Below are 21,985 nucleotides of genomic sequence, written 5' to 3' on the forward strand. Positions count from 1 at the left end.
ACCCGATGTCCAGCCTAGGCACTTCGCAGCCCGTCCACATGGCACGGACGGGCCATCTCGGCGCCGCCGAAACGGGTGGGCCGCGCTGCCCGGGGTGGCCCACCCGATCCGGCGGCGTCCCCGCCGCCGGCTACTTCGGGCTTTCCGTGGGCTTCATCGCGTAGATGTCGGCGGCGGGCGGCTCGGCCGCCTCCACCGGTTTGCCGAAGTCCGACAGTGTGGTGGTCGACGTCACCTTCACCTGGTCCTTCGCCTCCTTGGACCCGGCCACGCCGGCGAAGGTGAAGATCTCGACCACCTTGTGCAGCCGCCCCTGCTCGTCCAGCCAGGCGTCGTACGGGACGTCCTTGACCGTGAAGGTCTGGGAGCCCATCCGCAGGCCGTCCCCGCCCCGGCCGCCGGTCGCGTCCGCGGCCTTGGCGAGGTCCAGGGTGCCCCGGTAATGCTTCAGCGGGACCCCGTCGACGGTCTCGGTGCCGACCAGGTCCGCCTTCTGCGCCCCGCGCAGCGCACCCGCGGCGGAGGCCGGTTCGGTGGCGCCGCTGCTGACCAGGTTGCCGTCCGGCAGCTGGCGCACGTCGAGCTTGACCCACTTGCCCTCGGGCACCTTGGCGCCGCTGTTCTGCAGGTAGACGCTGCCCGGCAGGACCACCTCGACGATCTTCCCGGTGGTCGCCGCGCCGGGTGGCACCGCGACCTCCAGCCGCCCGATCCGCTTCACGTAGTCGTAGCCGCCGGTGCCGGTGAAGACGGCTTTCTTCTCGGCCGACTCGGTGACCAGTTCGGTCGCGGTGTGCGCGGAGCCCGTCCGGCCGGTGATGTCGGCGGCGCTGCGGACGGCCGTCACCGGGTCGGCGGAGAGCCGGTCGGCGCCCGCCTTCTGGTCGGCCGAGCCGCCGGAGTCGGCGGTGGCGCCCGAGCAGCCGGCCAGCCCGGCGAGCGCGGCGGCGAGCACGGCGGCGCCGGCCGCCGAGCGCAGGTGGGGCAGTGGGCGACCGTGCCGCCGGCCGCTGCGCTGCTGGTCGGTCATCTTCATCCTCGCGACAACCCCCTCGGGCCCCGACTGCCCCGCCGGCCACCACCACCGGGTGGGCAGAGCTCTTTCCGGGCAAACGAGTTGGGCATCGAAGGGTTACGCGGCACCGGCGCACGGCGGGCGTCGCGCGCTGGGTCCCGGGCGCGTTACGGTGAAGCACGTGCACAGTGAGCTGCCGGCCGAGCCCGGCACCGCCCGGATGCCCGAGCACCGCGTCGAGATCGGCGAGCGCGGTTCCTTCTGCTTCGCGACCTGCGCGTGCGGCTGGTTCTCACCGGCCCGCCGTTCCCGGGACCTGACCAGACGCGAGGCCGCCGACCACCTGGCCGGGAACGGCACCGGCCGGACGACGGTCTAGCGCCGGCCGGACGACGGTCTGGCGCCGGCCGGACGACGGTCTGGCGCCGGCCGGACGCGGCCTCGACGGTCCCGCCGCTAGGCCGCGAGGTCGGACTCCGGCGGCTGCTCGCCGGACGTCACGGTGCCGCCCGTCCGCCCCCGTCGGCCGCCGCGCGGGCGGTTGCCGGACTGCGGTGCCCGGATCAGCGGGGCGGCGGCGGTGCGGCTCAGCGCGTGGCAGAGCGGGACCAGCACGGCCATCGCGATCGGCGCCAGCAGCAGGACCACCGCGGTGGCGAGCGCGAAGCCGCCGATCACGTCGGTGGGGTAGTGGACGCCCATGTACATCCGGCAGAAGCCCTGCAGCAGCGCGAGGCCGCCGGCGATCCAGCCCAGCCGCCGGTTCACCAGGAACAGGGCCACCGCGATGCCCATCGACATCGTCGAGTGGTCGCTCACGAAGGAGTGGGTGCCCTCCTTGCCCTCCACCAGCACGTCGAGCCCGGCATGGTCGACGAACGGCCGCGGGCGGTTGACGATGGCGGCGATCGGCAGGTTCGCCAGCTCGGCCAGTGCGACCGCGAGCGGCGCCCAGAGCAGGCCGGCGACGGCCACCGGGGCGTCCGGGCGGCGTCGCGCCTGGAGCCAGCCGACCAGCCCCAGCAGGGCCAGGCCGATCAGGATGCCGTACTCGCCGATCCAGGAGACCGAGTGGTCCAACCACTGCGGGGAGCGCTTGGCCAGGCCGTTGACGGCGTAGAGCAGTCCGAGGTCGGGGTTGGTCGTGTCGGCAAGCGGCGTCGACACGCCGCACCTCCTTCTGGTTCCGCAGCACCTGTTCGATCCGGCCGTGGCCCGCCGTCCCCGCCCTGTTCAGGGAGCTGACGTGGAGCCAACGAACACAACGTCATAACCGGTGCACAGCGTTCCACGGAAACGCGCGGTTATGGAAACTTGACTCAGCGTCCACAGCGCACTCACACCCGGCGGCCCGGAGGGTTCAGCTCTTTGCAGCGTTTTGACCTGCACCTGTCGGGGAGGGGCCGGCCGCGACCGCCCGGCGGGTCGCCGCGGAGCCGGGCGCGCCGAGGGCGGACGGCGGCGCGGGGGCGGCCTGGTTGGCCGGGGCGGCGGGGGCCGACGGGGCCGTAGAGTCCGGGGTGCCCGGGCGGCTGGGGCCGGTGATGCTGCCGTCGGTGTTGCGGACCGGCAGCGCCTCGGCGCCGTCCGAGGTGACCCGGGTGGCGCCGATGTACTCCTTGCTGTCGATCTTGTCGTAGCGGATCACCGCGCCGGTGTGCGGGGCGTTGATCATGTAACCGCCGCCGACGTAGATGCCGACGTGGTGGATGGTGCGCGGGTCGCCCAGGTCGGTCGCCCAGAACACCAGGTCCCCCGGGCGGAGCTGGTCGCGCGAGGGGTGCTGCCCGGCGTACCACTGGTCGTTGGCGACCCGGGGGAGCGTGATGCCCACGCTGGCGTACGCCGCCTGGGTCAGCCCGGAGCAGTCGAACCGCCCGTTCTGCGAGGGCAGGCCCTCGCCGCCCCACAGGTACGGGGTGCCGAGCTTGGTCTGGGCGAAGTAGATCGCCCCGGCCGACTGCTGGGAGACGGCCACCGGCGCGGTCGGCGCGGTGAAGCTGCGGGCCATGGCCTGGATGTTCTTCACATAGCCCTGGGTCTCCTTGTACGGCGGGATCCCGCCGTACTTCGTGACCGCGTACGGGCCGGCGTTGTAGGCGGCCAGCAGGTTGGCCTGGCGGTCGCCCGGGACCTTGGCGACGTCGTCGGCGAGTGCGCAGTCGAACGTGGCGGCCGAGGCGATCGCGTCCAGCGGGTCCCAGACATCCTTCTTGCCGTCATTGTTGCCGTCCGTGCCGTATGTTCCCCAAGTGGCCGGCATGAACTGCGCCATTCCCTGCGCGCCGACCGGCGATCGGGCACCCGGGTCAAAGCCGCTTTCCTGGTACAGCTGCGCCGCGAGCATCGGCGGGGAGATCTCCGGGCAGAGCGAGCCCCACTGCTGGATCGGCCCCTGGTAGGCCGCCGGAACGGTGCCCGGGGAGAGCGTGGCGCGATTGGCCGACTGCTGCGGCGCACCACTGGCCGCATACGTCGCAACCGTGACCAGCCCGATGAAGCCGACCGCTACAACTCCCGCAGCGGCGGCGGCCGTACCGGCCTTCCGGAGTACCATCAGCACCATCCCGACGAATCGTCAGTCGAAGTGTCCCGGAAGGCGTTGCTCACCGCAATCATCAGAGATACAAAGAGTGAGCGCTATCCTTCGTACGGTGGACATCCTCGCGTACGTGTCCGGTGCCGCACGACCAATCCGCGAGAAGCAGCCAAGTCGACATCAGATCTGGCCAAGAATAGGTACCGACCCTTCGCGCGGACGGGGTCTGGGCCCTTGAATTTGCCTGATCGGGCGGTGAGATGGAAATGAACCTGAGCAGCGTGGACAGACTCGCGATCGGCCACCTGGCCGAAGACCCTCCTAAGAAGCCGAATATCGACACCATCATCGGCGGGATCGCCCCGGACTGGGGCCCGTTCGCGAGTCTCGGGTCGGAGGCCCGGGTGATGGTCGAGGTCGTCATGGCCGTGGCGATCCTGGCCTGCCTCGGCCTGGCCGTCTGGGGCGCGGCCAAGCAGCGGATCGGTGCGACCGCGATGCGGGACAGCTTCGGTGCCGAACAGGGCAAGGGACTGATCATCGCCGGGCTGACCGGCGTGTTCATCATTGGATCACTTGGCACTCTGTTCACCATTGTGTACGGCATGGCCATCTGACGATCGGACAGTTCGGGCGCGCGTGGGCGGCACGGCTGTCCGCCCGCCCGGCCGCCGGTTCCGTCGGAGCCCTCGTCGGGAGTCCACCCCACCACCCCTCCCTCCGCGCCCGCCCACGGGCGGAGGGGCCCCCGGAGCCTCCCCGGCTCCCAGCACCAGGAGGGCCGCCGTGCCGTTGTCCGACGACCAGCCGCACACCCGTACGCGGCTGCCGGTCGGCGAACAGCCCTCGTCCCAGCCGACCGCCCGTCAGCCCCGACCGCTGCGGACCCTGCTGGCCGTCCTGGTGGTCGTGACCCTGCTCGTGGTGGCGATCTCCATCGCCAACCGCGGCAAGGCCGACCCCGGCTCCGGGCCCGCCCGCTCGGCCGACGGCGTCGCCCCCACGGCCGCCTCCGGCGCCGGGCCGGCGCCCAGCGGGGACCAGCCCGTCGGCACCACGACCAACGGGATCGCCGGCGGCTTCCCGCACACCGACCAGGGCGCGCAGTCGGCCGCCACCAACTACGCGGTCGCCATCGGCTCGGCCGACATGTTCCGCACCGACAGCCGCCACACCATCGTGGCCACCATCGCCGACCCGTCGGCCGTCGCGGCCCTCCAGACCCGCCTGGACCAGGGGTTCACACCCGAGACCGCGGCCAGGTTCGGTGTCGACGCGCAGGGGCGCGCACCCAAGGGGTTGACCTTCGTCAGCCGGACTGTTCCGGTCGGGACCAAGAGCAGTGGGTACAGCTCGGAGAGCGTCAAGGTCGAGGTCTGGTGCACGGGTCTGTTCGGCCTGGCGGGTGAGCGCTCGGTCCGTCCGGTCTCGGAGGAATGGTTCACGCTGACTCTCAGCCTGCGGTGGACCGGTACGGACTGGAAACTCACCGACTACAGCCGGGTGGCGGGCCCCGCACCCGTCCCGCCGGACCAGCAGGCCGCGACTGCCGAGGAGATCACTGGTGCCGTCGAGCAGTTCGGAGGCTTCCGCTATGCCCGCTGACGCTGGTCCGGGTTCCGTACGCCGTGGGTTGGGCAGGCTGGCCGCAGGTGCGGTGGCAAGCGTTCTCCCGGTCGTGCTGACGGCCGGGCGGGCCTTCGCCGAGCCGAGCCCCTCGCCGACCTCCGGCCCGACCAATACGAGCTGCCCGGGAGTGCCGCTTCCCGGCAACGACGTCTACTGCGCGCCGGGCGGCAGCGGTACGCTTCCCGGCTCAGGGACCGTCGGGAGTGTCACCGATCCGCTCGGGGCGCTCGCGAAGGGGTGTGCGCAGGCGGCGTCCTGGGTGGTGCGGAAGCTGTCGGGGGCCATCGACGGGACGACGCAGGTGGACTTCACCAACGCGTCGTTCCTGCAGCAGTACGCGGTGGTGTTCGCCGCCTCGACGATCATCACGCTGGTGCTCTGGCTGCTGGCGGTGACGAAGCGGGCGGTGCGCGGCGCGCCCCTGACGACGGCGATCTCGGAGGCGATCGGCTTCCTGTGGCTGACCGTGGTGGCCTCCGCGTTCACGCCGCTGATCCTGTACACCGTGGTGAGCGCGACGGACGGGCTGACCACGGCGATCGCGGTGGGGACGAAGTCCGACACCGGGACGTACCTGGGCGGGTTCGCGGACACCCTGGAGAAGGGTGACATGGGCGGCGGCCCGCTGATCCTGATCATCGTGTCGCTGGTGGCCGTGCTGGCGGCGGCGGTGCTCTGGGTCGAGCTGCTGATCCGCGCGGCGATGCTGTACGTGGGCGCGCTGCTGGGGACGGCGGTGTACGCGGGGCTGGTCGACAAGCAGCTGTGGAAGCACGTGCGCCGTTGGGCCGGGGTGATGCTGGCGGTGGACCTGGCGAAGCCGATCATCGTGATCATCCTCGGGCTGGCCGGCGCGGTGGCCACCGGCGCCGGGGCCAACGACGACTTCGCCCGGGTGCTGTCCGGCCTGGCGATCCTCTTCCTCTCGATCTTCGCGAGCGCCTCCGTCTACCGTTTCGTGCCGGGCTTCGGCGACGAGATCATGAGCATGCGCCATGCCCGGGCCAGCGCGGTGTCGGCCGGGTCGGCGATGATCAACGGCACGGCGAACCTGGTGAAGCAGGGCATCAGCACGCACGGCGACCGCGGCGCGCAGGGGGGCGGCGGCAGCCCGGGGGTGGGCGGCGGCTCGGTCGCGCCGGGCATCGCCGCCCACGCCACGCGGTCCCCCGCGCCGCCGCCGCAGGCCTCGCCGGCCTCGGCCTCGACCCGCGACAGCAATCCAGCGAAGGGAGGGTGACGGGTAAGTGAGCAGCGAACCACTCGGCCAGTACGGCGCCCAGTACGCCCAGCCGTACGTGCACCAGCGCCGCACCTACCTGATCGGCAAGGCCCGCCCGAACGCGCCGATCGGCCGCAACCGGGAGTCCGGCGAGATCGTCCTGATCATCTTCGGGGCGTTCCTCGGCATGCTCTGGGGTCTGCTGATGCCGATCCTGCCGCTGCGCATCGCGGGTCTGGTCGGTCTGCCCCTGCTGGCGATCGCGGCGGTGTACGTGCCGTACCGGCGCCGGACGTTCTACAAGTGGGTGGAGATCAACCGCACCTACCGCCGGACGGTCCGCAGCGGCCGGGCGGTGTGGAAGTCGGACGTGATGGACGCCGGGACCCGGATGGACGGGCGGGAGGTCGAGGTCGGCCCGCCGCCCGGGGTGGGGCGGCTGCGCTGGCTGGCCGCGCCGTTCGGGCCGGACGAGGTCGGGGTGCTGATGCACCTGGAGCGGCGGACGGTGACGGCCGCGATCGAGATCGAGGGCCCGGGCGTCGGCCTGCGCGACTCGGAGGACCAGGAGGCCCTGGTCGACCGGTTCGGCACGCTGCTGAAGCACGTCGCCAACGGCGACGGCTTCGTGACGCGGCTGCAGATCCTGGCCCGTACGCTGCCGGCGGACCCGGACGCGCACGCCAAGGACGTGGAGCGGCGCGGTGACCACGACGCGCCGGGCTGGCTGAAGGACTCGTACGACCAGCTGCAGTCGATGGTGTCGACCTCCTCCGAGCAGCACCGGGCGTACCTGGTGGCCTGCATGCACTACACCCGTGACCTGGCCGCCGAGGCGCACGCGATGGGCCGGACGGCGACCGGGCGGCGGGCCCGGGACGACGAGGGCCTGGCCGCGGTGATGGCCCGTGAGCTGACGGACATCTGCGCGCGGCTGGCGGAGGCCGACATCCGGGTGCGCCAGCCGCTCGGGCAGGCGCGGCTCTCCTCGCTGCTGCACTCGATGTACGACCCGGACCACCCGATCGACCACATCCAGGCGATGTCCCGGCGCAATGCCTGGCCGGCGGAGCTGGACGCGACGAACCCGCAGTACCTGGAGGCGAAGACCCGCGAGTCGGCGACCCGCGCGCCCTGGTGCCACGCCACCGCGTGGATCAAGGAGTGGCCGCTGACCCCGGTGGGCGTCAACTTCCTGGCGCCGCTGCTGGTGCACACCCCGGACGTGATCCGGACGGTCGCGGTGACGATGGACCTGGAGCCCACCGACGTCGCGATCGAGCGGATGCTCACCGAGAAGACCAACGACGAGGCGGAGGCCAGCCGCGCCGCGAAGATGAACCGGACGGTCGACCCGCGCGACCTGGCCCACACCGGCCGGGTCGACCAGCGCGGTGACGACCTGGCCTCCGGCGCGGCCGGGGTCAACCTGGTCGGCTACATCACCGTCTCCTCGCGCAACCCGGAGGCGCTGGCCCGCGACAAGCGGACCATCCGTGCCTCGGCCGGCAAGAGCTACCTCAAGCTGGAGTGGTGCGACCGCGAGCACCACCGGGCGTTCGTCAACACCCTGCCGTTCGCCACCGGCATCCGCCGCTGATCCACCTGGAGGCCCCGCATGGCGATCGGCAACCTCACCGACGCGTTCACCAGCCTGATGTTCGGCAAGGTGGAGACCACCCGGCTGCCGGTGCGCACCTCCACCGGCCAGGCGCAGGCGGTCTACCTGCCCACCGCCGCGCCGGGGCTGGGTGACTCCGGCGTGATCATCGGCCGCGAGGTGTACAGCGGCAAGGGCTACGTCTACGACCCCTTCCAGCTGTACGGGCAGCAGCTGCCGGCTCCGCACTGGCTGGTGCTCGGGGAGTCGGGCAACGGCAAGTCCGCGCTGGAGAAGACGTACGTGCTGCGCCAGCTGCGGTTCCGCGACCGGCAGGTGGTGGTGCTGGACGCGCAGGGCGAGGACGGCGTCGGCGAGTGGAACCTGATCGCCAACGCGCTGGGCATAAAGTCGATCCGGCTCGACCCGATGGCGGCCCGGGACGGCGGGGTGAAGCTCAACCCGCTGGACCCGGCGATCACCCAGACCGGCCAGCTGTCGCTGCTGCGCACCATCGTCGAGGTGGCGATGGGGCGCGGGTTGGAGGAGCGGGCGGGGTTCGCGCTGAAGGCGGCGCACGCCCATGTGATCGCCTCGGTGACCGACCGGCAGCCGGTGCTGGACGACATCATCGACACCCTGCGCAGTCCCGAGCTGGCCTCGGTGGAGTCGCTCGGGGTCGGGGTGGACGAGGTGCAGTCCTGGGGTCTGGACGTGGCCCTGGTGCTGGACCGGCTGGTCGACGGTGACCTGCGCGGCATGTTCGACGGGCCGACCACCGACGGCATCGACCTGGACGCGCCGCTGATCGTGTTCGACCTGTCGCACATCGACCGGAACTCGATCGCGATGCCGATCCTGATGGCGATCGTCGGCGTCTGGCTGGAGCACACCTGGATCAGGCCGGACCGGCGCAAGCGGATCTTCCTGGTGGAAGAGGCCTGGCACATCATCAACAGCCCCTTCGTCGCCCAGCTGTTCCAGCGGCTGCTGAAGTTCGGGCGCCGGCTCGGTCTCTCCTTCGTGGCGGTGGTGCACCACCTGTCCGACGTGGTGGACGGCGCGGCCGCCAAGGAGGCCTCGGCGATCCTCAAGATGGCCTCCACCCGGACGATCTACATGCAGAAGGCCGAGGAGGCGAGAGCCACCGGCCGGGTGCTGGGTCTGCCGCGCTGGGCGGTTGAGATCATCCCCACACTCTCGCCCGGCATCGCGGTCTGGGACGTCAACGGCAACGTCCAGGTGGTGAAGCACATCATCACCGAGGCCGAGCGGCCATTGGTCTACACCGACCGCGCGATGACGGAGGACACGGTCGCTGAGCGGACCCGTGCAGAGCGCCAGTTGGCATCCGAACCAGGTCTCTGAACCCCGCTCCGGCGTGCGCCGGGGCCCCCGCCGCGTCAACCCGGTCCGGCTCCGGGCCGCTGCGGCGCGCCCGCCCGGCGGCCCGCCGTGCGGCGACGGTTCGTCAGCAGGTAACCCTGTCGTTACGTCCAGGGTCCTGACAGCTACGCGCGTTGACTCTAGGCTGCACTGGCGCAACGCCTCCCGTCGCCCGTCCACGCATGTCGACCGCCGGGCGCTCTCTCAAGGTGCAGGGGACCTTCATGCTCACCGTCAGATCCCGACGTGCCGTTCTGGCCGCCGTCGCCGCGGCCGGCCTCGTCGGCACCGTGGCCATGCCGACCGCCGCCCAGGCCGCGGACGCCAAGCGTCACAAGACCGTCAACCTCCAGCTGCTGGCGATCAACGACTTCCACGGCAACCTGGAGCCCCCGGCCGGTTCGTCCGGAACCATCCGGGAGATCGACCCGGCGACCGGTCAGCCGGTCAGCACCCCGGCCGGCGGCATCGAGTACCTCGCCACCGCGCTGCGCCAGGCCCGGATCCCGGCGGACGACTCGATCACCGTCGCCGCCGGTGACATCGTCGGAGCCTCCCCGCTGACCTCGGCGCTCTTCCACGACGAGCCGACCATCGAGGCGATGGACAAGCTCGGCCTGGACGTCACGGCGGTCGGCAACCACGAGTTCGACGAGGGCTCCAAGGAGCTCATCCGCCTCCAGGACGGCGGCTGCCACCCGGTGGACGGCTGCTACGAGGAGGGGCGCAAGTTCAAGGGCGCCAACTTCAACTACCTGGCCGCCAACGTCACCAACGAGAAGACCGGCAAGCCGATCCTGGCCCCGTACTGGGTGACCAGGTCGCAGGGCGTCAAGGTCGGCTTCATCGGCGCGACCCTGGAGGGCACGCCGAACATCGTCACCGCCGAGGGCGTCAAGGGCCTGAAGTTCGGCGACGAGGTCGACACGATCAACAAGTACGCGGCCGAGCTGAAGAAGCAGGGCGTGAACTCGATCGTCGCCCTGATCCACGAGGGCGGGCTGCCGGCCAGCAGCACCTACAACTACGACTGCGGCGCCGCCGGCGAGGGCATCTCCGGCCCGATCGTCGACATCGCCAAGAACCTGGACCCGGCGATCGGCGCCATCGTCACCGGTCACACCCACAACGCCTACGCCTGCACCATCCCCGACCCGCAGGGCGTGCCGCGCTCGGTGACCAGCGCCGCCTCCTTCGGCCGGCTCTACACCGAGATCGACCTGAAGCTCGACAAGACCACGGGCACCATCGTGCGCCCCTCGGTCAAGGCCGAGAACCACATCGTGCGCCGCACGGTCGAGAAGGCCCCGGACATGACGGCGCTGATCGACCACTACTCCAAGCTGGCCGCGCCGATCGCCAACCGTCCGCTGGGCTACATCGCCTCGGACATCAACGGCCGCGGCAACAGCGACCTGGAGAAGCCGCTCGGTGACGTGATCGCCGACGCCCAGCTGGCCGGCCTGGCGCCCGCCGACAAGGGCGGGGCGCAGCTCGCCTTCATGAACCCCGGCGGCATCCGCTCGGACCTGGTCTACAAGGCGAGTGGGGCCGAGGGCGACGGCGTGGTGACCTACGGCGAGGCGTTCACCGTCCAGCCGTTCACCAACATGATGCAGGTCAAGACGCTGACCGGCGCCCAGCTGGTCCAGCTGCTCCAGCAGCAGGTGAGCGGTGCCAACGCGGCCTCGCCGAAGGTCCTGCAGTCCTCCAAGGGCCTGACCTACACCCTGGACATGCGCAAGGCCGGTGCCGACCGGGTGCTCGTGGACTCGATCCGGCTGAACGGTGCGGCGATCGACCCGGCCGCCAAGTACCGCGTCGCGGCCAACGAGTTCCTGGCCGGCGGCGGCGACGGCTTCCCGGCCTTCGCGGCCGGCACCGACAAGCTGGTCGGCGCCTCCGACCTGGACGTCTTCGCCGCCTACCTCGGTGCCAACAGCTCGGCGGCCGCGCCGCTGAAGGCGCCGGCGCAGGACCGCATCAAGGTCATCGGCCCGGGCGTCGACAACGACTGACCGGAGCCGACGGAGGAACGGGCGGGGCGCTGTCGGGGCGCCCCGCCCGTTCCGTCCGTCCGGGTCCGGCCGCTAGTCGGCCGAGGGGCCGCCCGGCAGCCGGACGGTGGCCAGGGCGCCCGGGCCCCCGTCGTGCGCCGGGCCGAGCGACACCTCGCCGCCCGCCTCCCGCACGCTCTGCGCGACGATCGACAGCCCCAGGCCGGACCCGGGGAGCTGGCGCGAGGACGGCGAGCGCCAGAAGCGGTCGAAGACGTACGGCAGCTCGTCCGACGGGATCCCGGGGCCGTGGTCCCGGACGGTCAGCACGCCCTGGTGGAGCCGGACGTCGATCGCGGCGCCGGGCGGACTGTACTTGACCGCGTTGTCCAGCAGGTTGATCACGGCGCGCTCCAGCGCGGCGGCGTCGCCCTGGACGAACCACGGCTCGACGTCGGTCTCGAAGACCAGCCCCGGACCGCGCAGCTTCGCCCGGGCGACGGCCCGGTCGGCGAGCTCGTGCAGGGCGACCACCGCCAGGATCCGGCCCGGTTTGGGCGTGTCGGGCCGGGAGAGCTGGAGCAGGTCGCCGATCAGGACGGTGAGCTCCTGCATCTGCGCCTTCATGTTGCCGAGCAGCTTGGTCCTGGTCGCGGCGGGCAGCGGGCGGCCGGTGTCGTCGCTGCGGATCATCAGGTCGACGTTGGTGCGCAGTGAGGTGAGCGGGGTGCGGAGCTCGTGCCCGGCGTCGGCGATCAGCCGCGTCTGGCGGTCGCGGGAGTTGGCGAGCGCGGTGCTCATCGAGTTGAACGAGGCGGAGAGCCGGGCGATCTCGTCGCTGCCGTGCACGGGGATCGTGCTGCCGACCTCCTCGGTGCGGGCGATGTGCTCGACCACGTCGGTGAGCCGGTCGACGGGCTTGAGCGCCGAGCGGGCCACGAACCGGCCGGCGACCCCGGCGAGGATGATGCCGCCGAGGGCCACGCCCCCGAGGATCAGGGCGAGGTTCTGCAGGGACTCCTCGACCGGTTCGGTGGGTGCGGCGATCATGACCAGGACGGGTGGTCCGTCGGGCCTGTCGGTGCCGACCCAGAACACCCGGACCAGGGCGGGAGCGCCGTTGGTGTAGTGGCCGCTCCGGAAGATCGACTGGTTCGGCGGCAGTTGGAGGACCTTGGCATCGTCCGGCTGGAGGGCGATCGCCCTCGTGGCACCGAGCGGCAGGCAGACCCCGGCCGGGTCGGTCATGACGAGCTGGGTGTCCCGGAACGCGAAGTTGGGCGGGTCCTGCTGCGAGCTGCCGTTGCGCGGGAAGGGCAGGGCGGCCTGCTTGAGAGCCTCTTCCGGAGTGGTGGGGCAGTACGCCGGGAGCCGGACCTTCGGTAGTTGGACGCTGCGCAGGTCGTTGCGCACCTGCCCGTACAGCTGCTTCTCCACGATGAACCAGCAGGCCAGTGCCGACAGGGCGATCGCCACCGCCACCGCCGCCGCCGTCAGGAAGGTGAGCCGGCGGCGCAGGGACTGGGCGCGGTACCAGTGGGCGAGCCGCTGCCGGCGGTGGACGCGGGGCGGTAGCAGGGGCGGGGGCGGGGTGGCGGTGTCGCTCACGCCGTGGTGCCGGCGGCCGGGCGGAGGGCGTAGCCGACGCCGCGTACGGTCTGGATGATCCGGGGCATGCCGCCCTGCTCGGTCTTGCGGCGCAGGTACATCACGTAGACGTCCAGGGAGTTGGAGGAGGGCTCGAAGTCGAAGCCCCAGACCGCCTTGAGGATCTGCTCGCGGGTGAGCACCTGGCGGGGGTGCGAGAGGAACATCTCCAGCAGCATGAACTCGGTGCGGGTCAGCTCGACCGGCCTGCCGGCCCGGGTGACCTCGCGGGTGGCGGTGTTCATCCGGAGGTCGGCGAAGGCCAGGACCTCGCTGTCGTCCTCGACGGCCGCGGCGCGGGCGGCGGCCTCGGTGGCGAGGGCGTTGCGGCGGAGCAGGGCGCGGACCCGGGCGAGCAGTTCGTCGAGTTCGAAGGGCTTGGCGAGGTAGTCGTCGGCGCCGACGTCCAGGCCGGTGACCCGGTCGCCGACGGCGTCGCGGGCGGTGAGCATCAGGACCGGGACGGTGTCGCCGCGCGAGCGCATCCGGCGGACGGCGGTGAGGCCGTCCATCCGGGGCATCATGATGTCCAGCAGGACGAGGTCGGGCTTCTCCCGCTCGACGGTCTCCAGCGCCTCGTAGCCGTCGGTGGCGGTGGCGACCTCGTAGCCCTCGAAGGCGAGGCTGCTCTCCAGGGCGTCCCGGAGGGCGGGTTCGTCGTCGACCACGAGGAGCCGGGCGGAGGCCGGTCCGGGCTCGGCGGGGGTGCGGTCGTCGGCGGCCGGGGTCATGGGCGGTTGCCCTTTCTCGTCGTCTCTCGTCGGCGGAGAGCCTGTCGGGAGCCTGCTGGGTTGCTGCTGCTGGGTTGCTGCTGCTGGGGTGCTGAGGTGACCTGCTCGGAGTAATTGTCCGTCTAGATGTTCTGCCCGGCCTGCAGCTCGGGCAGCACCTGCTTGATGTCGTTGATCGGGATGGCGAACCCGAGGCCGACGCTGCCGGCGGTGCCGCCGCCGGCCGTGGAGCTGGAGCCGCCGGCCGAGTACATCGCCGAGTTGATGCCGATGACCTGGCCGTTCGCGTTGATCAGCGGGCCGCCGGAGTTGCCGGGGTTGAGCGCGGCGTCGGTCTGGAAGGCCTTGTAGGTCGCGGTCTCACCGCTGTTCTGCTGCGGGGTGCTGCCGCGCAGACCGGGCAGGTTCGGGAAGCCGAAGCCGCCGTTGCCGCTGGTGGTGCCCTCGTCGACCTGGACGGTGACCTCGCGGTTCTCGGCGCTGATGATGCCGGAGGTGACGGTGCCGGTGAGGCCCTCCGGGTTGCCGATGGCGACGACCGCGTCACCGACCCCGACGGTGGAGGAGTCGCCGAGGGTGGCGGGGCTGAGGTCCTTGGCGCCGCTCGCGGTGATCACGGCGGCGTCCAGCGACTTGTCGGTGCCGGTGACGGTGGCCTTGGCGGTGGAGCCGTCCTTGAAGGTGACGGTGACCTGACCGCCGTCGGAGGCGCCGGAGACGACGTGGTAGTTGGTGAGGATCCGGCCGTCCTTGTCGAGCACCACGCCGGTGCCGGTGGCGGTGCCGTTCGCGGTCTTCACGGTGATCTGGACGACGCTCGGCGAGACGGCCGAGGCGATCGCGGCGACGTCGGCGCTGCCGTCCGAGCGGGCGGAGACCGGGCTGGCGATGGTGCCGGTCCGGGTGGCCGAGCCGTGTTCCTGGGCGGCGACCACACCGCCGGTCACCCCGCCGAGGACGGCGGCGACCGCCGCGACGGCGGTGACCAGCGCGACCCGGCCGCGCAGGAGGCCGCGCCTGCCCCGGCCGCCGTGCCCGCCGTGCCCGCCGTGGGACGTCGGTCCGTCGGCGGCCGGGGGCGCCGGCGGCATCGGCGGGGCCGCGGGCGGGGGCGGGGGCGGGGTGCCGACCGAGGGGTGGCCGGCGGCCGGGTACCCGGTGGTCGTGCTGTCGAGGACGATGCCCTGGACGACCTGTCCCTCGGCGGGGTGCGGGTGTCCGGGCGGGGCCCGGTACGGGTCGTACTGCTCGCTGCCGTGCTGCTGATCGCTCATGCCGACCAACGTCCGCCCGCCGGATGAGGATCCGATGAGAACGGGGTCAGAAGCCCCCGAGAAGCCCGTTGACTTCTCATAAAGCCTGGTCAGGCCGGGACCGCCGCTAGGACGGCCGAGTCTCCTGCGGCGCGCTCGGCCGGCAGCCGCAGGAACGGCGGATGACCAGGCGCGACGGGAACTTCCGGACCCGCTCGGTGTCCGAGCCGGGCACCATCAGCGAGTCGTCGAGGACGAGGTCCACCGCGGCCCGGGCCATCGCGTCGCGGTCGGAGGCGACGGTGGTCAGCGGCGGGTCGGCGAAGGCGGCCTCGGGCACGTCGTCGAAGCCGGCCACCGCGAGGTCCTCCGGGACCCGCAGGCCGAGCTCGCGGGCGGCCCGCAGCACGCCGATCGCCTGGTCGTCGGTGGAACAGAAGACGGCGGGCGGCCGCTCGGCCGAGCCCAGCAGGCCGAGCGCGACCTCGTAGGCGCCGTAGCGGTGGAAGGGCGCGTCGATCAGGTTCGGTTCGGTGGGCAGGCCGTGGGCGTCCATGGCGCGCTGCCAGCCCTCGACGTGGTCGATGACCGGGTCGCCGGGGGCGGGGGACTCGACCGGGCCGCCGAAGCAGGCCACGTACGGGTGCCCGTGCTCCTCCAGCAGGTGGCGGACGACGGCCTCGGCGCCGGCCACGTCGTCGGTGACCACCGCGACGTCGTCGATCGCCTCGGGCCGGCGGTGCAGGAGCACCACCTTGGCGCCCTCCATCGCGGCGAACTCCTCGGCCGCCCGCTGCGAGGGGCCCTGGCTGACCAGGATCAGGCCGGAGACCCGCATGCCGAGGAAGGCGCGGACGTAGTGCACCTCGCGGTCGTCCACGTAGTCGGAGTTGCCGATCAGGACGAGCTTGCCGCGCTCGGAGGCGGCGCGTTCCACGGCGTGCGCCATCTCGGCGAAGAACGGCTGGCGGGCGTCGGGGACGACCATGCCGATCAGGTTGGTGCGGCGGGAGGCCATCGCCTGGGCGACGCTGTTCGGCCGGTAGCCGAGCTGCTCGATCGCCGCGAGCACCTTCTCCTTGGTCGCGGGCGCGACCGGGCGCGGCCCGTTGTTGATGACGTAGCTGACGACCGCGGTCGAGGTACCAGCCAGTCGGGCTACATCGTCGCGCGTCACTTTGGCCACGGGAGGAGTCTACGCGTGTGGCGTCCGCCCGGGCAGTGGTACCTCGCCTGCCCGGCTGATGCCGGCAGGACAGCGCGGGGCGAATCCGGACAGGCCGGGCGGCGGTCGGCCGCCCGGCCGACGGTCAGGCCTCCAGCGAGGCCGAGGAGCGCTGTGCGAGGTCCGGCCGTTCGCCCTTGTCCGGCTTCTCCGGGACGACGAAGCGGTAGCCGACGTTGCGCACGGTGCCGATCAGCTGCTCGTTCTCGACGCCGAGCTTGGCCCGCAGGCGCCGGACGTGGACGTCGACCGTCCGGGTGCCGCCGAAGTAGTCGTAGCCCCAGACCTCCTGGAGCAGCTGCGCCCGGGTGAAGACCCGGCCGGGGTGCTGCGCGAGGTACTTGAGCAGCTCGAACTCCTTGAAGGTGAGGTCGAGCACCCGGCCCTTGAGCTTGGCGGAGTAGGTGGCCTCGTCGACCGAGAGGTCGCCGTTGCGGATCTCCATCGGGCTGTCGTCGGTGGTCACCTGGAGGCGGCCGAGGGCGAGCCGCAGCCGGGCCTCCACCTCGGCGGGGCCGGCGGTGTCCAGCAGGACGTCGTCGATGCCCCACTCCGCGGTGACGGCGGCCAGGCCGCCCTCGGTGACCACCAGGATCAGCGGTGAGCCGATGCCGGTGGAGCGGAGCAGCTGGCAGAGGCTGCGGATCTGCGGCAGGTCCCGCCGGCCGTCGACCAGGATGACGTCCGCGCTGGGGGTGTCCACCAGGGCGGAGCCCTCGGCGGGCGCCACCCGGACGTTGTGGAGCAGCAGGCCGAGGGCCGGCAGTACCTCCGCGGAGGGTTGCAGCGCGTTGGTGAGGAGGAGCAGAGAACTCATACCCGGTAGTCCCCTTTCCGGGTCGTCGCGGTCGCGTGACGGCTGCCGCCACAGCCGGTTGGCGCACGTGCGGGGAGGTGTCGCGCGCGGGCCCCGGGTGGGGCGGCGGCGGGCGACGCGAGGGAGGTGGGGGAGGAGGCCAGGCGTCCACCGGAGGATTCACCGGCGTGCACGGCAGAACGAGGCGTGCGTCGGAGGTCCCGCAACCCCTGGTGCACCGTTTCTGCCCTGCCCATCCCGTGAACCTTCCGGTCTGTCCCGTACCGGGCGGCGGCCCGGAGCCGGGATCCGACACCCCGTCCTGGTCCCGGTACGTCGTTGTGCCGGGAATGGCGGGGCGGTTCCTGCTCCGCGCCGGGGGTGGGCCGACGAATCGCAAGAACGTCCGTACTGGCGTCCTGAAAGCACGAAAGGATCCGGGGGCGACTCTGCCCGGATCCCTCAGGGGTCGAGGATAGCCGACCTGCTCTCTCGCCGGGAGGGCTCGAAAGCGGCCGTTCGGCCTTTTCGGGCACGCCGGGGGTGAGCCTGACCACAGCGTCGCGCGGGCGCCGGCACCCGCGCGGCCAGGGCGATTGCCGGTCGGGTCGGCGGACACGCCATCATGGGACGCGTATCGGCGGCACCGTACGCGTACCTCTTTCGAGTGGTGTTCGGCCGCCGGTGGGGACCCGCCCGGGGCACCGGGCCCGGGCGAGGACGACGAGAAGGGGTTGCCATGGGCGCGACCACCGAACCAGCGGGCGCCGCTCGGGTGAGCGGGACGATCCGCTACTGGGCGGCGGCGAAGTCGGAGGCCGGGCTGGCCGAGGAGCCGTACGAGGCGGCGACCCTGGCGGAGGCACTCGCGGCGGCCAGGACGCGGCACGCCGACCGGCCGAAGCTCGTCCGGTTGCTCGGACACTGCTCCTACCTGGTCGACGGCTCTCCCGTCGGCGGCCGTGACCACGCGACGGTGTCCCTCACCGAGGGCGGCACGGTCGAGGTGCTCCCGCCGTTCGCGGGAGGGTGAGCGGCGTGACGGACCCGAACAACGTGAACGGCGGCCCGCAGGGCACCGGCCCGGGCGGCTGGCAGCAGCCGCAGCAGCCGCCGCATCCGCAGGCGCAGTCCCAGCACCCGTACGCCCCCGAGCAGGGGTACGCGCCGGAGCCGCAGGAGCAGGTGGCCCGGCCGTACGCCCCCGCTCCCGCCCCCGCCGCGGGCCGGGCACCGGGGCAGCCGGAGCACCCGGGAAGACGGTCGCCGGCCGGTGCTCCCGGGCAGCCGCCGCCGTACGGCGGCGGGCCCGCCCAGCAGCCGCCCCAGCAGCCGTACGGGCAGCAGCAGCCCCCGCAGCCCCCGCCGTACGGACAGCCCCGGGCGCCGCAGCAGCCGTACGGGCAGCCGCGTCAGCAGGCCCGGCCGGGCGGTCGGCAGCAGGCCGGACCGCCGTACGGGCAACAGCCGCAGCCGTACGGGCAGCCGCCGCTCGGGCAGCCGCCGTACGGGCAGCAGCCGTACGCCCAGCCGCCCGTCGACGACGCGGCGACGGCCCTGCTCCCGCCCGTCCCGCCGATGGACGACGCGGCGACGACGCTGCTCCCACCGGTGGTGGTGTCGGGCGCGATGCCGCCCGCGCCGGCCCCGGCCGCGAACCCGGCCCCCGCCCCGGCCCCGGCGCACGTCCTCGACTCGCCGACCATGACGCTCAAGCGCCCGACGGCCCCCGCCGACGGCCCCGGTGCCCCCACCGGCCGCCGCCGCGCCGGTGCCCCGCACGGCGCTGTGCCGGGTCGACCAGGCACCGCCGCGCCCGGACCGGTCGCGCCCGGTTCCGCCGCGCCCGTCCGGACCGGTTCGCCGATCATCGACCCGGGCCTGCAGCCCGCCCTGATCACCTCCGGTGCGGCCGCGCTGCTGGCCGGGGGCGCGGCGATCGGGCAGCCGGCGCTGGCGCTGGTCGTCGCGCTGCTCCAGGTGCTGACCGCGGCCGGCTGGTTCCGGCTGAACGGCATGTGGCCGGCCCGTCAGGGCATCGCCCTCGCCGTGCTGGCCGGTCTCACCGCCGACGTGGCGGTTCTGCTGGCCGACTCGGACGGCGGGGCGGCAGCCGTCGTCGGCACCCTGGGCGGGTTCTTCCTGCTGGTCCTGGTGCTCCAGACGTTCCGCCCCTCGGACCCGAAGGAGCGGTTCTACGCGCTCACCGTGCTCGGTTCGGCCAGCGTGGTGACGGTGCTCTGCACCGCGCTGCTGCTGGCGGACTGGGTGCCGGCGGCGGTCGGCGCTGTCGCGCTGGCCACCGTGCTGGCCGCGGCGCCGCTGCCCGGTCCGAAGCAGCTGGGCCCGGTGCTCGGACTGCTGGCGGCCGTGGTGTTCGGCCTGGTCGTCGGCGCCCCGTTGGCGCTGGGCGTGCTGGCGGGTCTGGGCGCCCTGGTCGGCCGCCGGGTGGCCGGGTACGACTTCCCGTCCCGATTCGTGCACATGACGGCGGGCGTGGCCCTGCCGCTGGCGGTGGCCTCGCCGCTGATCTGGATCGCCACCCGGCTGCTGGCGGGCTGAGGTCCGGCGGCACGCCCCGCGACGCCCGGTTCCGGAACCATGGTCCGGAGCCGGGCGTCGTACGGTCGTGCGAGCGCGGCCGGCGCGGCGGCCGGCCGTCCGGGCGGGGCGCTCGCGGGCCCGGTGGCGCCAGCCGGACCGACGAGTAGGACCGGACCGACCGGTAAGACGAGATCGACGAAGAGAACGACGCGTACGACGACAGCGGCGGGCGACGACGGGGGAGAGCGATGCGCGGTTGGCTGAAGGCGACGATCGGTTTGGTGGTCCTTTCCGGCCTGCTGGTGGGCGCGGACCGGATCGCCGTGGGCCTGGCCGAGGACGAGGTCGCCGAGCAACTGGTGAAGAGCGGCCGGATGAGCCATCGGCCGGACGTGTCGATCGGCGACGTCCCGTTCCTCACCGATCTGCTGTCGAAGAAGGTGGACGACCTCCGGATCTCGGCCGACGGGCTGACCGTCGGTGACGGCACCCACCAGGTGGCGCTGCACTCCTTCGAGGCCCGGCTGTCCGGCGTCGCGGTGAGCGACAGCCTGCGCAGCGCCACGGTGGCCAAGGGCAGCGGCAGCGGCCTGATCTCCTACGCCGACCTCGCCCAGCTGCTGCCGCCCGCCGCCGAGATGGTGCCCGCCGCCGGGAAGCTGCCGGTGGCCCCCAACGCCCGGTTGAGCCTGTCGTACGGCGGGCCGGGCAGGATCAAGGCGGCGCTGGGCCCGCTCGCGGTCGGCGAGGGTTCGGTGCACAGCCAGGGCAACACCGTCACGACGGACGGGTTCCAGCTCAGCGGGGTGGCCGCGATGGTGGCGGGCCTGACCAACCAGAAGGTCGATCCGGTCAGTTTCACCCTCGACCAGCTCCCGGCCGGGCTGAAGCTGTCCGGGGTGACCCCGAAGGAGGAGGGCCTCCAGCTGTCCTTCCAGGGCGACGGCGTGACCCTGATCGGCTGACGCCGGCCGCAGCGCCGGCCCGCACCGCCTGCCGCGCCACCGGCCCGCACCGCCATGCCCCGTACCCCGTACCCCGTACCCCTTGCCCCTGTTCCGCTCCGCGAGACGCGCTGTCCAGCGCCGACCGTGGAGCGGTGTGCTTCCCGCCCCCGACCGTCCCCCCTGGAGGCCCCGAACGGCGGTTGGCCGGTTCCCGCCCACCATGCGAAGGTCAAATCTCGTTATCTGAGCCATCTGGTCTCAGTATTCGATACGATGGTGACAGCGGGTACCCCGTGTCCCTAGCATCGTCGGCATGAAGCGACAGGCGGACCTCACGAAGCGGCGGGCGGTAGACCTGTGCCGCGTGGCCGCCTGTCTGTGTCGAATGCGCTAACTCGGCGTCTTTGCAGGGCATTTCCCGCCCGCCGCCGATTTCCCCGGTGATCTGGCCCGGTGCCCCGTACCGGCCGTTCCCGCTGCACACCGCAGACCACCGCTCGGAACAGTGCGCCTCCCTGGTTCGTCCCATTATTCGGACATGAATTCGGAACGGCCGCCGACGAGCACCCGCAGCAGCACCTTCCGCAAACCGCCCTCGGATGGAGAACACCACCATGAGCCGCAGCGACGTCCTGGTCGACGCCGACTGGGTCCAGGCCCGCCTGGACGACCCGAAGGTTGTCATCGTCGAGGTCGACGAAGACACCTCCGCCTACGACAAGAACCACATCCGCAACGCCGTCCGGATCGACTGGAAGAGCGACCTCCAGGACCCGGTCCGCCGCGACTTCATCGACCAGGCCGGCTTCGAGGCGCTGCTGAGCGCCAAGGGCATCGCCAACGACGACATCGTGGTGCTCTACGGCGGCAACAACAACTGGTTCGCCTCGTACGCCTACTGGTACTTCAAGCTGTACGGCCACGGCGATGTCCGCCTGCTGGACGGCGGCCGCAAGAAGTGGGAGCTGGACTCCCGCGACCTGGTCGCCGACGTGCCGGCCCGCCCCGCGACCGAGTACAAGGCGCAGGCCGTCGACTCCTCGATCCGTGCCTTCCGCGACGACGTGATCGCCGCCATCGGCACCCTCAACCTGGTCGACGTCCGCTCGCCCGACGAGTTCTCCGGCAAGCTGCTCGCCCCGGCCCACCTCCCGCAGGAGCAGTCGCAGCGCCCCGGCCACGTGCCGAGCGCCCGCAACATCCCGTGGGCCAAGAACGCCAACGACGACGGCACCTTCAAGAGCGACGACGAGCTGAAGGCCCTGTACGAGGCCGAGGGCATCGACCTGGCCAAGGACACCATCGCCTACTGCCGCATCGGCGAGCGCTCCGCGCTCACCTGGTTCGTGCTGCACGAGCTGCTCGGCCAGGAGAACGTGAAGAACTACGACGGCTCCTGGACCGAGTACGGCAGCCTCGTCGGCGTGCCGATCGAGCTCGGCAACTGAACCGCC

20 protein-coding genes are annotated in these 21,985 nt (G+C 72.4%); 12 read left to right on the forward strand and 8 right to left on the reverse strand.

Going from position 1 to position 21,985, the window contains the following annotated elements; all coding sequences use genetic code 11:
• Positions 1-130 precede the first annotated feature (130 nt).
• Positions 131-1,030: a hypothetical protein gene (locus OG618_RS21100; RefSeq protein WP_329489088.1), complete on the reverse strand. Its 900-nt coding sequence runs from the start codon at positions 1,028-1,030 to the stop codon at positions 131-133.
• Positions 1,031-1,196: 166 nt separating this feature from the next.
• On the opposite strand from OG618_RS21100, the gene OG618_RS21105 reads away from it, so the two are divergent.
• Complete coding sequence (locus OG618_RS21105; protein WP_329492412.1) at positions 1,197-1,394, forward strand: hypothetical protein; 198 nt, start codon at positions 1,197-1,199, stop codon at positions 1,392-1,394.
• 77 nt (positions 1,395-1,471) lie between these two features.
• Here the strand turns inward: OG618_RS21105 and OG618_RS21110 are convergent, their stop codons facing one another.
• On the reverse strand, positions 1,472-2,182 hold the full coding sequence (locus OG618_RS21110; protein WP_329489089.1) for a phosphatase PAP2 family protein: 711 nt from the start codon (positions 2,180-2,182) through the stop codon (positions 1,472-1,474).
• 193 nt (positions 2,183-2,375) lie between these two features.
• Positions 2,376-3,572, reverse strand: a complete 1,197-nt coding sequence (locus OG618_RS21115) for a C40 family peptidase (RefSeq protein WP_329492200.1) — start codon at positions 3,570-3,572, stop codon at positions 2,376-2,378.
• Positions 3,573-3,820: 248 nt separating this feature from the next.
• Between OG618_RS21115 and OG618_RS21120 the strand changes: the two genes are divergently transcribed.
• From OG618_RS21120 to OG618_RS21145, 6 genes are all read left to right on the forward strand, one after another.
• Positions 3,821-4,171, forward strand: coding sequence for a hypothetical protein (locus OG618_RS21120; RefSeq protein ID WP_329489090.1), 351 nt, complete (start codon positions 3,821-3,823; stop codon positions 4,169-4,171).
• A 169-nt stretch (positions 4,172-4,340) separates the two neighbouring features.
• Positions 4,341-5,159 (forward strand): hypothetical protein, encoded by an 819-nt coding sequence (locus OG618_RS21125; protein ID WP_329489091.1) that lies wholly within the window; start codon positions 4,341-4,343, stop codon positions 5,157-5,159.
• On the forward strand, positions 5,149-6,423 hold the full coding sequence (locus OG618_RS21130) for a hypothetical protein (RefSeq protein ID WP_380385460.1): 1,275 nt from the start codon (positions 5,149-5,151) through the stop codon (positions 6,421-6,423). The genes OG618_RS21125 and OG618_RS21130 overlap by 11 nt, the downstream gene beginning before the upstream one ends.
• 7 nt (positions 6,424-6,430) lie before the next feature.
• Positions 6,431-8,005: an SCO6880 family protein gene (locus tag OG618_RS21135; protein ID WP_329489093.1), complete on the forward strand. Its 1,575-nt coding sequence runs from the start codon at positions 6,431-6,433 to the stop codon at positions 8,003-8,005.
• 18 nt (positions 8,006-8,023) lie between these two features.
• On the forward strand, positions 8,024-9,373 hold the full coding sequence (locus OG618_RS21140; RefSeq protein ID WP_329489094.1) for an ATP-binding protein: 1,350 nt from the start codon (positions 8,024-8,026) through the stop codon (positions 9,371-9,373).
• 242 nt (positions 9,374-9,615) lie between these two features.
• Positions 9,616-11,409 carry a bifunctional metallophosphatase/5'-nucleotidase gene (locus OG618_RS21145; protein WP_380385463.1) on the forward strand — a complete coding sequence of 598 codons (1,794 nt, stop codon included), beginning with the start codon at positions 9,616-9,618 and terminating at the stop codon, positions 11,407-11,409.
• A gap of 72 nt (positions 11,410-11,481) precedes the next feature.
• Here OG618_RS21145 and OG618_RS21150 read toward each other — a convergent pair whose 3' ends face one another.
• The 5 genes from OG618_RS21150 to OG618_RS21170 form a co-directional block, all read right to left on the reverse strand.
• Complete coding sequence (locus OG618_RS21150; protein WP_329489095.1) at positions 11,482-12,996, reverse strand: sensor histidine kinase; 1,515 nt, start codon at positions 12,994-12,996, stop codon at positions 11,482-11,484.
• Positions 12,993-13,766, reverse strand: coding sequence for a response regulator transcription factor (locus tag OG618_RS21155; RefSeq protein WP_329489096.1), 774 nt, complete (start codon positions 13,764-13,766; stop codon positions 12,993-12,995). Before OG618_RS21155 ends, OG618_RS21150 begins: the two co-directional genes overlap by 4 nt.
• Before the next feature lie 122 nt (positions 13,767-13,888).
• The gene (locus OG618_RS21160) at positions 13,889-15,040 is read right to left on the reverse strand and encodes a S1C family serine protease (RefSeq protein ID WP_329489097.1); all 1,152 of its coding nucleotides are present in this window, start codon (positions 15,038-15,040) and stop codon (positions 13,889-13,891) included.
• 106 nt (positions 15,041-15,146) lie between these two features.
• The gene (locus tag OG618_RS21165) at positions 15,147-16,205 is read right to left on the reverse strand and encodes a LacI family DNA-binding transcriptional regulator (RefSeq protein WP_329489098.1); all 1,059 of its coding nucleotides are present in this window, start codon (positions 16,203-16,205) and stop codon (positions 15,147-15,149) included.
• Positions 16,206-16,329: 124 nt separating this feature from the next.
• Positions 16,330-17,061, reverse strand: a complete 732-nt coding sequence (locus tag OG618_RS21170; protein ID WP_329489099.1) for a response regulator transcription factor — start codon at positions 17,059-17,061, stop codon at positions 16,330-16,332.
• 718 nt (positions 17,062-17,779) lie between these two features.
• Between OG618_RS21170 and OG618_RS21175 the strand changes: the two genes are divergently transcribed.
• From OG618_RS21175 to OG618_RS21190, 5 genes are all read left to right on the forward strand, one after another.
• On the forward strand, positions 17,780-18,073 hold the full coding sequence (locus OG618_RS21175) for a MoaD/ThiS family protein (RefSeq protein WP_329489100.1): 294 nt from the start codon (positions 17,780-17,782) through the stop codon (positions 18,071-18,073).
• Positions 18,074-18,078: 5 nt separating this feature from the next.
• The gene (locus tag OG618_RS21180; RefSeq protein WP_329489101.1) at positions 18,079-19,602 is read left to right on the forward strand and encodes a hypothetical protein; all 1,524 of its coding nucleotides are present in this window, start codon (positions 18,079-18,081) and stop codon (positions 19,600-19,602) included.
• A 263-nt stretch (positions 19,603-19,865) separates the two neighbouring features.
• Positions 19,866-20,549, forward strand: a complete 684-nt coding sequence (locus OG618_RS21185) for an LmeA family phospholipid-binding protein (RefSeq protein ID WP_329489102.1) — start codon at positions 19,866-19,868, stop codon at positions 20,547-20,549.
• A gap of 295 nt (positions 20,550-20,844) precedes the next feature.
• Positions 20,845-20,925, forward strand: coding sequence for an Ms5788A family Cys-rich leader peptide (locus tag OG618_RS38045; protein ID WP_369405619.1), 81 nt, complete (start codon positions 20,845-20,847; stop codon positions 20,923-20,925).
• A 220-nt stretch (positions 20,926-21,145) separates the two neighbouring features.
• Positions 21,146-21,979, forward strand: a complete 834-nt coding sequence (locus OG618_RS21190) for a sulfurtransferase (RefSeq protein WP_329489103.1) — start codon at positions 21,146-21,148, stop codon at positions 21,977-21,979.
• The last annotated feature ends 6 nt before the right edge of the window (positions 21,980-21,985 follow it).

The sequence above is a fragment of the Kitasatospora sp. NBC_01246 genome, from assembly GCF_036226505.1.
In the GTDB taxonomy this organism is placed as follows: domain Bacteria; phylum Actinomycetota; class Actinomycetes; order Streptomycetales; family Streptomycetaceae; genus Kitasatospora.